The sequence below is a fragment of the Rhodobacter sp. Har01 genome (assembly GCF_020564565.1).
Taxonomy (GTDB): domain Bacteria; phylum Pseudomonadota; class Alphaproteobacteria; order Rhodobacterales; family Rhodobacteraceae; genus Pseudogemmobacter.
Genome location: NZ_JAJCTD010000005.1, coordinates 41,021 through 53,197 on the forward strand (window position 1 = coordinate 41,021; position 12,177 = coordinate 53,197).

The 12,177-nt window shown below is 68.0% G+C and carries 8 protein-coding genes and 3 pseudogenes; 1 reads left to right on the forward strand and 10 read right to left on the reverse strand.

Features of this window, described 5'->3' with window-relative positions; genetic code table 11:
* Positions 1-51: 51 nt before the first annotated feature.
* Genes LHP98_RS13010 through LHP98_RS13025 form a run of 4 tightly spaced genes read right to left on the reverse strand, consistent with a single transcriptional unit; the run spans position 52 to position 4,998 of the window.
* On the reverse strand, positions 52-1,566 hold the full coding sequence (locus tag LHP98_RS13010) for an ABC transporter substrate-binding protein (RefSeq protein ID WP_227252978.1): 1,515 nt from the start codon (positions 1,564-1,566) through the stop codon (positions 52-54).
* Entirely contained in the window at positions 1,563-3,221 is a 1,659-nt protein-coding gene (locus LHP98_RS13015) for a dipeptide ABC transporter ATP-binding protein (protein WP_227252979.1), read from the reverse strand. The genes LHP98_RS13010 and LHP98_RS13015 overlap by 4 nt, the downstream gene beginning before the upstream one ends.
* Positions 3,218-4,063 carry an ABC transporter permease gene (locus tag LHP98_RS13020; RefSeq protein WP_227252980.1) on the reverse strand — a complete coding sequence of 282 codons (846 nt, stop codon included), beginning with the start codon at positions 4,061-4,063 and terminating at the stop codon, positions 3,218-3,220. The genes LHP98_RS13015 and LHP98_RS13020 overlap by 4 nt, the downstream gene beginning before the upstream one ends.
* Entirely contained in the window at positions 4,060-4,998 is a 939-nt protein-coding gene (locus LHP98_RS13025) for an ABC transporter permease (RefSeq protein WP_227252981.1), read from the reverse strand. The genes LHP98_RS13020 and LHP98_RS13025 overlap by 4 nt, the downstream gene beginning before the upstream one ends.
* A 423-nt stretch (positions 4,999-5,421) precedes the next feature.
* Between LHP98_RS13025 and LHP98_RS13030 the strand changes: the two are divergent.
* Positions 5,422-6,129 (forward strand): annotated as a pseudogene (locus LHP98_RS13030) (IS6 family transposase).
* Here the strand turns inward: LHP98_RS13030 and LHP98_RS13035 are convergent.
* The 6 genes and pseudogenes from LHP98_RS13035 to LHP98_RS13060 all read right to left on the reverse strand — a co-directional run bounded on the left by LHP98_RS13035 (position 6,072) and on the right by LHP98_RS13060 (position 12,154).
* Entirely contained in the window at positions 6,072-6,428 is a 357-nt protein-coding gene (locus tag LHP98_RS13035; protein WP_227253265.1) for a hypothetical protein, read from the reverse strand. The pseudogene LHP98_RS13030 and the gene LHP98_RS13035 sit on opposite strands and share 58 nt — an antisense overlap.
* A gap of 37 nt (positions 6,429-6,465) precedes the next feature.
* A pseudogene (locus LHP98_RS19705) lies at positions 6,466-6,669 on the reverse strand (hypothetical protein); the annotation flags it as partial.
* A 45-nt stretch (positions 6,670-6,714) separates the two neighbouring features.
* A complete protein-coding gene (locus tag LHP98_RS13045; RefSeq protein WP_227252982.1) occupies positions 6,715-7,134 on the reverse strand; it encodes a type I restriction endonuclease in 420 nt (139 codons plus the stop codon).
* Between the two features lie 66 nt (positions 7,135-7,200).
* Positions 7,201-7,527 (reverse strand): annotated as a pseudogene (locus LHP98_RS13050) (ATP-binding protein); the annotation flags it as partial.
* A 212-nt stretch (positions 7,528-7,739) separates the two neighbouring features.
* Entirely contained in the window at positions 7,740-9,491 is a 1,752-nt protein-coding gene (locus LHP98_RS13055) for a PHA/PHB synthase family protein (protein ID WP_227252983.1), read from the reverse strand.
* Positions 9,492-9,550: 59 nt separating this feature from the next.
* Positions 9,551-12,154 carry a cation-transporting P-type ATPase gene (locus LHP98_RS13060; RefSeq protein ID WP_227252984.1) on the reverse strand — a complete coding sequence of 868 codons (2,604 nt, stop codon included), beginning with the start codon at positions 12,152-12,154 and terminating at the stop codon, positions 9,551-9,553.
* Positions 12,155-12,177 lie beyond the last annotated feature (23 nt).

A 12,177-nucleotide genomic window follows, 5' to 3' on the forward strand; every position in this document is an offset into this window, starting at 1 on the left:
CCTGTGCAAGAGAAAGCGGCGGCCCCGGTGAATGGAGCCGCCGCGAGGCTGTCATTCGGATTTCGTCGTTTCCTCAAGGAAGAACCGGCCCAGCGGGTTCTGGCCGAAGTTCGCAATCCCCTTGCGGGTCACGCTGATGTAGGGGCTGTAGTAGAGGTCGATCCAGTGGGTGTCGGCCTTGGCCAGCTTCTGGATCTCGGCATAGATCGCCGCCCGCTTGGCGGGGTCCATCTCCAGCCGGGCATCGGCCACCAGCTGCTTGACCGTGTCGTTCTGGTAGCGGGTCATGTAGTTCATGTTCACGTCATGGCCCAGGACGAAGGTGGTCTTCTGGTCGGGGTCGAGGATGTCGTTGGTCCAGTACATCACCGACAGGTCATACTCGCCGTTGATCAGCATGTCCCAGGTCTGGCTCGGGTCCATCTTCTGCAGGTTCGCGGTGATGCCCACGGCGGCAAGTTGCTGCTGCAACAGCACGGCGATCTGCTCGTCCACCTCGTTGCCGGCGTTGACCACATAGGTCAGCGCGACATCGCCGACGCCCGCCTCTGCCAGCAGCGCCTTGGCCTTTTCCGGGTCGAACCCGCGCGCGCCGTTGTCATCGCTGTGGTAGAGCGCGCCCTTCGGCACATAGCTGTTGGCCACCTCGCCCTGGCCGAAGAGAACGGTATCGACAATGGCCTGCTTGTCGATGGCAAGGTCGATCGCCTCGCGCACCTTCGGATTGTCCAGCGGCGGGTGTTCGTGGTTCAGCAGCAGATGGTCTTCGCGGGTGGACGGATCGATGACCATGGTCAGGTTCGGGTCGGCCGACAGCTCGGCCACGCGTGAGAACGGCACGAAGATCGCTGCGTCCAGTTCGCCCGCTTGCACCGCCAGCATGCGGGTGTTGTCGTCGGGCACGGAAATCCACTCCACCCCGTCCAGACTGACATTGGCAGCGTCCCAGTAGTTCGGGTTCTTGACCAGGATCACCCGGTCGCCGCGCCGCCATTCCTGCACCATGAAGGCGCCCGAGCCGACCGGCTTTTCGGCAAAGGCCTCTTCGCCCATCGATTCCATCGCCGCCTTCGAAACGACCGAGGCGCCGGGCATGGCCAGGGTGGACAGGAACGGCGCCGAGGGGCCGTTCAGGGTGATCACCAGGGTCTTGGCATCCGGGGTCTGGATGTCCTTGATGATCTTGTAGCTGTCCGACCAAAGCGACAACTCGCTGTCGCGGATGCGGGTCAACGAATAGGCGGCGTCCTCGGCGGTGACGGGGCTGCCGTCCGAGAATTTCGCCTCGCGCAGGCGGAAGGTGTAGGTCAGCCCGTCGGCCGAGGCTTCCCAGCTTTCGGCCAGGCCCGGCAGCAGCTCCTGGCCGGCCTTGTCCACCCGCACCAGCACGTCGAACACGTTGGAGAACACCCAGAAATCCACGTTCTGCGCCGTGGCGATGGGGTCGAAGGTGGTGCCATCCTCGCGCCGGCCGATGGTCAATACGCCTTGCGCCTCGGCCACCGAGACAAGCGCGGTCGAGACCGCAAGCCCAAGAAGGGCGGCTTTCGCCCAATTCCGTATCATGTCGCAAGCTCCTGCTGGTTGGGGGTTGGGGTGCCGCCGTTGATGGGGCGGTCTGGGTCGATGTCGGGGATCGCGGCGATCAGGGCCGCGGTATAGGGACGTTCGGGCCGGGCGAAGACACGGGTCGAGGGGCCGTCCTCGACGATTTCGCCATGATGCATGACGACGACCCGTTCGCAAAGGTGGCGCACGATGGCCAGGTCATGGGCGATGAACACCAGCGTCAGGCCCGAGGTGGCGGTCAACTGCCGGAACAGGTCAACGATCTGGGCCTGGATGGTCACGTCCAGCGCGGCCACGCATTCGTCGGCGATGATGACGCGCGGGTTCACCGCCAGCGCCCGGGCGATGCCGGCGCGCTGGCATTGCCCGCCCGACAGGCTGCGCGGGCGGCGGCGGGCGAAGCTGGCGTCGAGGCCGACCATGGTCAGCAATTCGTCGATCCGCGCCGGAATGCGCTCGGGCGGGGTTTCGCCCTGCGTCCGCAAGACCTCGTCCAGCGTGGCGCCGATGGTCATCCGCGGGTTCAGCGAGTTGAACGGGTCCTGGAACACCATCGCCGCCTCGGACCGCAGCCGCCGCAGGGTGGCGGCGCGGTCGGCGCTCAGGTCCAGCCCGTCGAACAGCACCGTGCCCGAGGTGATGGGCGTCAGGCCCAGCATCGCCCGCGCCAGAGTGCTTTTCCCCGACCCGCTTTCGCCCACGATCCCAACCGTCTCGCCCGGCCAGATGCGCAGGGTGACGCCCTTGACCGCCCGCATCTCCTGCTTGCGGCGGAAGAGCCCGCCGCCAATGGGAAACCGTACCTCCAGATCGCGGGTTTCGAACACCGGCTGGTGGATGCGGTCGGGGGGCAGATGGTCGCCCGCATGGGCCAGCGAGGGATGCGAGGCAATCAGATCGCGGGTATAGGGGTGCTGCGGCCGCGCCAGCAGCGCCCGCTTCTCACCCGTCTCGACAATCTGGCCTTGGCGCATGACGGCGATCCGGTCGCAGGTCTGCGCCACCACGCCCAGGTCATGCGTGATCAGGATGATCGACAACCCGCGCCGGTCACGCAACTCGGTCAGCAGCCGCAGGATCTGGGCCTGGATGGTCACGTCCAGCGCGGTGGTCGGTTCGTCGGCGATCAGCAGTTCCGGATCGCAGGCCAGCGCGATGGCGATCATCGCGCGCTGCCGCATCCCGCCCGAGAACTGGTGGGCATGGGACGCACAGGCGCGGACCGGATCGGGAAAGCCCACCTGCGCCAGGAGCGACACCGCCTCGGCCCGCGCCTCGGCACCGGTCAGGCCGCGGTGATGGCGCAGGCCTTCGCCGATCTGGGCGCCGATCCTCATCATCGGGTCCAGGTGGCTGGTGGGGTTCTGGAAGATCATGCCGATGCGGCGGCCGCGGATCAGGTCCAGCCGGGCGCCGGACAGGATTTCCTCGCCGTCCAGCCGGACCGAGCCGCCCGTCACCTGCAACTGGCGCGAGGGCAGAAGGCCCATCACCGCGCGGCACAGCAGGCTTTTGCCCGAGCCGCTTTCGCCGACCAGGCCCAGGATCTCGGCCCGGTTCAGGCTCAGCGAGATGCGGTCCAGGAGCAGCTTCTCGCCCTCGGGGCCACGATGGACGACGGAGAGATCGTCGATGGCCAGTTGCGGGGTCATTCATGCACCCCCATCAGATCGGCCAGCGCGTCGCCGGTCAGCGAAAAGCCGAAGGCGAGGGTGACGATGGCCAGGCCCGGGAACAGGGTGATCCACCAGGCCTGGGTCAGAAAGCCCTGCGCCTCGGCCACCATGATGCCCCATTCGGCCATGGGGGGCTGCACGCCCAGGCCCAGGTAGCTGATCGCGGCACCGTTCAGCAGCACCAGCACCGCGTCGGACATGACGAAGACCAGCGATCCGGCCAGCGCGTTGGGCAAAAGGTGGCGGAACATGATCCGGGTGCGGGAAAACCCCAGGCTGGCGGCGGCAACGGCGAAGTCCTGCGTCTTCAGGACCAGGATCTGCGCCCGGATCAGCCGCGCGTAGCTGACCCAGCCGACCAGCGCCATGGCGATGTAGAAACTGCCCAGCCCCGGCCCCAGGATGGTGATGATCGACAGCATCAGCACCAGGAAGGGAAAGGCCAGCACCACGTCGACCAGCCGCATGAAGACGGTGTCGACCCAGCCGCCGAAGAACCCCGCCACCGTGCCGACCACGGTGCCGATCAGGAACGGGAACGCCACGCCGATCACGGCGATCTGCAGGTCGATCCGCGCGCCCCAGATCACCCGGCTCAGCACGTCGCGGCCGAAGTTGTCGGTACCGAAGGGATGCGCCAGCGAGGGCGGCAGCAATTCGGCCCCCTTGCTGTGCAGGATGGGGTCGTAGGGGGCGATCCAGGGCGCCAGCACGGCCAGCAGGACGAAGCCGCCCAGAATCGACAGCCCCGCGGCCAGCATCGGGCGCCGGCCGAACCGGGCGCTCCAGCGCGGGGCGAAGGCGGGCCGCGCGGTCACAGCTTGACCCTTGGATCAAGCGCGACGGTGATGATGTCCGCCAGGAAGTTCACCAGCACGGTCGCCACCGCGAAGGTCAGCGCCACGCCCTGCACCACCATGTAGTCGCGGCTGAAGATGCCGCGGACCATCAACTGCCCCAGTCCCGGAATGGCAAAGACGCTTTCCACCACCACGGTGCCGCCGATCAGCCAGCCGATGTTGACGGCCAGCAGATTTACCGTGGGCACCAGCGCGTTCGGCACCACATGGCGCCAGAATACCACGCCTTCGGGCATCCCGCGCGCCCGCGCCGCGGTGGCGATGTCCGACGACAGCCCGGCGATCATCCCCGCCCTGAGCGACCGCGTGATCACCGCCGACAGCGACAGCGCGATGGTCAGGCCGGGCAACACCAGGTGCACCAGCTTGTCGGGCAAGGTCTCGCCGTAGCCCGAGACCGGCAGCCAGTCGAGCTTGAGCGAGAACAGGATGATCAGGATTGCCCCCAGCCAGAACGACGGAAACCCTATGCCCGCGGTGGAGACCAGCCGCACGGCATGGTCCGCCACACTGCCCTGCCGGCGGGCAGAGACGGCGGCAAAGGGCACCGAGATCACCAGCGCCAGGACCACGCCGACGGCCACCAGGGCCAGCGTCGGCTCGATCCGGGTGGCGATCAGGCGCAGGACGTCGATCTTGTACAGCGTCGAGCGGCCCATCTCACCGACCGACAGGTTCTTGAGGAAATAGAGGTATTGCATCCACATCGGCTCATCCAGGCCATACTGGGCGCGGATCTTGGCGATGGCCGAGGCGGTGGCGCGGGTGCCCAGAAGGATACGCGCCGGGTCACCCGGAATAAGCCGGACCAGCACGAAGGTGATCACCGAGATCCCGGCCAACACCGGAAGCATCTGGAACGGGCGCAACAGGACAAAGCGGTAGCGGTGCATGGCGGTTCAGCTTCCGGACCCGTCGCCGGACCGGAGTGCCCGTCCGGCCATCGGTGCGGTTCGGGGGCTTGCCAGCCTGGTGGCACGCGACGGTCTTTTCATGGCCCGACCGAAATCCTTCTTGCGGCCAGGGGACAGCCGCGCCGGATGCCACTCCGACACCATCAGACTGCGCCACCCCGCCGGGACCATTCCCTGCGCCACCCCGGAAGCAAAGTCCAGTTGACGCTCGGCGTCAAGGATGGTGACCCGTGCGCGGGTCGCTGAGGGCGGTTCTGTCGCGACCTTTGACGCGTGATGCTTGGGTTTCGGTGGATCGACGATCCTTGCCTTGCGCAACATCCGCGGGATGACATGCTATGATCCGGTGTTGTCAGAAGAACTTGGCCCGGGCCGACCTGGGTGCCCGGCTGGCCGCCCGGGATGACCGAACGCTCCCCCTTCCGCCACTTCAAGACGAGCCCCGAGATCATCCGCCTGGCGGTGATGCTCGATATCCGATTCCCGCTGTCACTTCGCAACGTCGAGGATCTCCTGCACGAGCGGGGCATCGAGATCAGCCATGAGACCGTGCGGTACTGGTGGAACAGGTTCGGCCCGATGATCGCCGCCGAGATCAGGGGCCGAAGGGTGGAGGCGATGCGCGCGCATCGTCACTGGCAGTGGCACCTGGACGAGGTCTACGTGAAGATCAACGGGGTGACGCATTACCTTTGGCGGGCTGTCGATCATGAAGGCGAGGTGCCGGAAAGCATCGTCACCAAGGCCCGCGATCGCAAGGCAGCGCTGAAATTCCTCAAGAAATCGATGAAACGGCACGGGCGGCCCGAGACCATCGTGACGGATCGGCTGCGGTCCTATGGTGCCGATCTGAAGGACCTGGGCCGCGGCGACGACTGCGAAACGGGGCGCTGGCTCAACAACCGGGCCCAGTGCTCGCACCTGCCGTTCCGATGACGGGAGCGGGCGATGTTGCGGTTCCGGCGCATGCGACCGCTGCAGAAGCTCGCCTCCGTCCCTGCCTCGGCCCACACCCGCTTGCCGACGGAGCGTCACCTGCAAGACCGCAACACCTACAAGCAGACCCGCGCCGCCGCTCTCGCCGAGTGGCGCGGCCTTCTCGCGGCCTGATCGGCAAGTGGGGCTGGGGGAACGGAGACGGGTTCGCCTTCGTTTGACAGCACCTGCGCCCGCGCCTGGAAACGGGCGACAAGGCCCTCGACCACCATGCACAACCGCTTTTCGGCTGTGACCGGTGCCTCTACCGTCGACCACTGCCGCTGCAGGCGCGGCTTCTCGCTGGCGGCCTCATCCTCGGTCAGGTCCTTGATCTTGGCATCGACCTTGGGCTTTTCCCCCTCGGGCAGCTCGATGGGCTCCAGGCGGCTCTCGTAGCAGACCGGCACTGTCGCGCACCAACTGCCCGGCATCGAAGGCCATGAGCAGGCTCTTGCCCGACCCTTGCGTGTGCCCGATCACGCCGGCCTTGCGGTCGCCACCCGACCGGCCGGCCTCAACCGTGCCAGCCGCGGCCCGCTTCCCTGCGTGGTCTTGGTGATGGCCCGCGACGATCTTCGCAATGCCGCCGGGTGTGTCGCCGAACACCGCAAGATCCTGCATCAGCGGCAGAAGGCGCGGCCGCGTGAACACTCCCTCGATCCGCACCGGCATTTCCGGGGCGCCCTTGTGCGCCGCATCGGCGCCATCGGTCGGACGTCAGGGCATGAAGCGTTCCGGATCGGCGGTCAGCGAGCCTGTGCAGGCCTGGAGACCGTCGGTCGTGACCAGCACCGCATGGGCGCGGAACAGCAAGGGGATCTGCGACTTGCAGGTCTGCAACCGGTTGACAGCCGCGCCCAGCGTCGCGGTCTCGGCCCCCGGCTTCTTCACCTCGATCACGCCAACCGGCAGCCCGTTCAGGAACACCACCACATCCGGGCGCCGGTTGTTGCCGTTGTCGATCACCGTGAACTGCGCGATGGCCAGCCAGTCGTTCAGCCGGTCCTCCGGATTCACCAGCCGCACGGCATCGCCGCGGATCGTTCCATCCTCGGCCTGCTGCAAAGCGCCGCGACGAGACCGGTGATCATCTGACTGTCCATCGGCGCGCAGGACTGACCCCGGATCGGCATCCAATCCTGACCGCCCGGTGGGGCGAAATCACCGCCTGAGCCGACCGAACTTGCAGGTGGGGGAGGCGGCTCAGGTCCTGATCATGGGCGCGGCGTGATGGCCGGCGCGGTTCTTGAAGCGCCCGCTTTCGTTGCCGGTGTCGTCGATCTCGCAGTGGTGGGTCAGGCGGTCGAGGAGCGCTGTCGTCATCTTGGCGTCGCCGTAGACGGTGGGCCATAGGCCGAAGACGAGGTTGGTGGTGACGATGATCGACGTGTTTTCGTAGAGGCAGCTGATCAGATGGAACAGGAACTGGCCGCCGGACTGGGCGAAGGGCAGGTCGCCCAGCTTGTCCATGATGACGAAGTCGAGACGCGAGAGTGCGTCGGCCATGCGGCCCTGCCTGCCACCGCGGATCACCGCATCCATCTTGGCGGGCGCGACGGGAAACGGCCGGCAATCCCGTTCCTTTTCGGTCTTCGAACCCTGAAATAGCCCGCAGTCGACCAGGACAACGCGGTGATCGGTCTCAAGGAGAAAGCAGGGTCCAGTCACTGATGGAGCCGCACCGCGAGACGTCAGGCAGGGGCAGGCCGTCGGATAGCCCTTACAGGTTGTGGCACCGCGGCTCAGGTCTGCAGGACGTAGCTGCCGGGCGCGGCGGCCAGCGGGAGAAGACCGCGCTGCGGGGCGCCCATCGCGGGGGGTGAAACCGCTTCGCCGCCCTCTCTCCTCAGCCAGTCCGCCCAGGCCGGCCACCACGAACCGGGCAGCGGCTCGGTCTGGGCCAGCCAGCCGTCGGGGCCGACGTAAAGCGCGCCCGCCGGGCGGTGCGAGATGCGGTAGTGTCTGTCCTTGTGCCCAGGTTCGCTGAGGATCCCGGTGTTGTGCCCGCCCCTGGTCAAGACGAAGGTCAGGTCGCAATGGGTGAAAAGCTGGGTCTTGTAGACCGACCGCCAGGGCGCGATGTGGTCGGTCTCGGTGCCCACCACGAACAGCGGCACCGACAGGTCCTCGAGCGCGATCACCCGGCCCTCGACGGCGAACCGCCCCGCCGTCAGCCGGTTCTCGAGGAACAGCGCGCGCAGGTATTGCGAATGCATCCGCGCGGGCATCCGGGTGGTGTCGGCCAGCCAGACGCCGATGTCGGTCGGCACATCCTCGCGCCCGAGGAAATAGCGCTGGACGGCGCGGGTCCAGATCAGGTCTTCGGCCCGGATGGCGGCAAAGGCGCGGGCCATCTGCGGGCGGTCGAGATAGCCCTGTTCCCACATCAGATCCTCAAGGAAGGAGACCTGGCTCTCATCTACGAACAGCAGGAGTTCGCCCGCCTCGGCGAAATCGACCTGCGCTGCCATCAACGTGACCGAGGCCAGCCGGTCATCGCGGTCGCGCGCCAGGGTCGCTGCCGCGATCGCCAGGATCGTGCCGCCAAGGCAATAGCCGACGGCATGAACCGTGGTGTCCGGCACGATCGTCGTCACCGCGTCCAGCGCCGCCAGGACGCCCTCTTTGCGGTAGTCCTCCAGCGACAGCTCGCGATGCTGGGCCGTCGGGTTGATCCAGGAGATCATGAAGACGGTGAAGCCCTGCGCCACCAGGTAGCGCACCATCGAGTTCGCGGGCGACAGGTCGAGGATGTAGTATTTCATGATCCAAGCCGGAACGATCAGGACCGGCCGCGCCTGCACCTGCGGGGTCTGCGGGGCATACTGGATCAGTTCCATCAGGTCGTTGCGAAAGACCACCTGACCCGGGGTGCAGGCCAGATCGGTGCCGATACGGTAGCCTTCGGGGGGCGGATCATGCCGGCTCGTCAGGGTCTTGACCGCATCCTCAAGGAAATGCGCCGCGCCTTCGGTCAGGTTGCGGCCGCCGGTCTTCACCGTCTCGGCGATGATCTCGGGATTGAGCAGCGGCTGGTTCGAGGGCGACAGCACGTCCAGCGTCTGGCGGGCCAGAAACCGGGTGCGGTCGGCATCTTCGGGGCGCAGGCCGCGCATCGGTTCGGTCGCCTGGTCCCACCAGTCCTGCACGGCCAGGAACCCCTGTTGCCACAGCTGGAAGGGGAAGGTCTGCCAGCCGGGATGGGCAAAGCGCTTGTCATAGGGCTTGGGCACAAAGGGCGGCGCGCCGCCCGGGCTGGCGGCAAGCGCCATGACCTTCAAGAGGTTCTGCTGGGCATGCTCGGCCAGTTCCAGCTGGCGGCCGGGCGAGCGCGCCAGATGCTGCGCCCAGTCGCTCCAGGCCTCGATGAAGGCGTGCGGCGACACCCCGCCGCTCAGCTTTGCCAAGGCGCCCCGCGCCGCACGGTCGAGGGTGTCGTGCGGATGGGTCTGCTGCGGCTCTTGCAGGGGGGGCACGACGGCGGGCAGCTGCACCGGAGGCTGGGCAGCGGCCGGACGGGGGACAGAAGGCGGCTTGCGTCTTGTCGGTCGCGTCATGATTTCAACCCCAGTCTGATCTGTTTCTCGATCTCGATCAACGCGAAGAATGCCGCCCCGATGCCGACGATCAAGAGGCCGTCGAACAGTGGGATCGGCGCGGTGCCCAGCAGGGCCTGCAAGGGCGCAAGATAGGTGACGGCGAACTGCGCGGCCGTGATGAGGACGACCACGGTCCAGACCACCCGGGTCCCGCGCGCGGCGGCCCAGGTCAGCGAGGTGCTGTGGATGTTGCGGATGAAGAAGAGGTGGAAGATCTCGAGCACGACCAGCGTGTTCATCGCCATGGTCTGCGCCAGGGCCAGCGGATGGCCCTTGTCGATGGCGTAGGTGAAGACGCCGAAGACCGCCGCCAGGAACAGGGTCGCGACCAGAACGACATGCCAGACCAGCTGGCCCGACAGGATCGGCGCATGGCGGGCGCGCGGCGGGCGGGCCATGGTGCCGGTCTCGGTCGGCTCGAAGGCCAGGGCAAGGCCCAGGGTGATGGCGGTGATCAGGTTGACCCACAGGATCTGGACGGCCGTCACCGGCAGGGCAAGCCCCAGCAGCAGCGCCAGCACGATGACCACCGACTCGCCGGCATTCGTGGGCAGGGTCCAGCTGATGACCTTTTGCAGGTTGTCCCAGACCGTCCGACCTTCGCGCACGGCGGCGGCGATGGAGGCGAAGTTGTCGTCGGCCAGCACCAGGTCGGCGGCCTCCTTGGCGGCCTCGGACCCCTTGAGGCCCATGGCGATGCCTGCATCGGCGCGCTTGAGCGCGGGCGCGTCGTTCACCCCGTCGCCGGTCATCGCCACCGACAGGCCGTTCGCCTGCAGCGCGGTCACCAGGCGCAGCTTGTGTTCGGGGCTGGTGCGGGCGAAGACGCTGGTGCCCACGACTTCCAGCGCCAGTTGCGCATCGTCCAGCTTGTCAAGGTCATGGCCGGTCAGCACGCGGTCGGGGTTTTCCAGCCCGATCTGGCGCGCGATGGCGGCGGCGGTGCCGGCATGGTCGCCGGTGATCATCTTGACCCGGATGCCGGCCGCCCGGCATTCCGCGACGGCGGCAATCGCCTCGGGGCGCGGCGGGTCGATCAGGCCGACAAGGCCAAGGAAGGTCAGCCCGCCTTCAAGGGTCGCGGGGTCGATGCGGTCGCCCGTCTCGGCCCGCTCGGCCAGCGCCAGGACGCGCAGGCCCTGCCGGGCCAGGGCCTCGGCCCGGTCGTGCCACGGGGCATGGTCCAGCCCCGCGCACATCCGCAGCACCCGTTCCGGCGCGCCCTTCACATGGGTCAGCCGGCCCTGCGGCGCATCGGTCAGCACCGCCATGAAGCGGTGGCGGCTGTCGAAGGGGATGGCATCCAGCCGGTGCGCGGCATGATCGCCCGCGACCTTGCCGGCGAAGGCCAGAAGCGCGCCCTCCATCGGGTCGCCCTCGACGGTCCAGACCCCGTCCTTGCGGTGCAGCTGCGCGTCGTTGCAGAGCGCGGCGGCCAGGGCCAGCCGGCCCAGATCACCCGTGGGCGTGACCGCGCCTTCGGGCGCATAGCCCTCGCCGGCGATGGCGAAGCGGCCTTCCGGCGTTTCGGCGGCGGCCACCACCATCTCGTTGCGGGTCAGCGTGCCGGTCTTGTCGGTGCAGATGACCGAGACCGAGCCGATCGCCTCGATCGCGGGCAGGCGGCGGATGATGGCGTTGCGGCGCGCCATGGCCTGCACGCCGATGGCCAGCGTGATCGTCATCACGGCGGGCAGGCCCTCGGGGATTGCCGCCACCGCCACCCCGACGACCGCCATGAAGAGGTCGGAAAAGGGCAAGTGGCCGACGAAGTAGCCGTAGGCCAGCAGAAGCGCGGCGCAGAGCAGGATCAGGAACGACAGCCAGCGCGCGAAATGGTCCATCTGCGCGACAAGCGGGGTGGTCAGCTGCTCGACCCCGGCCAGAAGCCCGCCGATGCGGCCGATCTCGGTGCCCGCCCCCGTGGCCACCACCAGCCCGCGCGCCGTGCCCTGCGTCACCAGCGTCCCCGACCAGAGCATCGACCGCCGGTCGCCCAGCGCGGCCCCGGCTGCGACCGGCTCCGGCCCCTTTTCCACCGGCACGGATTCGCCCGTCAGGATCGCCTCCTGCGCCGCCAGCCCGCGCGCCTCGAGCACGCGCAGGTCGGCGGGCACCTTGTCGCCTGCCTCAAGAAGGACGATGTCGCCGGGGACAAGGTCGGCCCCGTCCAGCGTCACCCGGCGCCCGTCGCGCAAGGTCGCGGCGCGGGGCGCCAGCATGGTGCGGATCGCGGCCATCGCCGCTTCGGCCTTGCCCTCCTGGACGAAGCCGATCACGGCATTGGCCAGAACCACGGCCAGGATCACCCCGGTATCGACCCAGTGCTGCAAGGCCCCGGTCACCACCGCCGCGCCCAGGAGCACATAGATCAGCACGTTGTGGAACTGCATCAGAAGCCGCAGCAGCGGCCCGCGCCCCCGCACCTCGGGCAGGCGGTTCGGGCCATGCACGGCAAGGCGCAGCGTCGCCTGGGGCGTGGTCAGGCCTTCCGGCGCAGCTTCCAGCGCCGCAAGGCAATCGGCGGCGGGGGTCGTGTGGGGGGTGGTCAGGGTCATGTCAGCGCGCAGTGTAGCCGCCA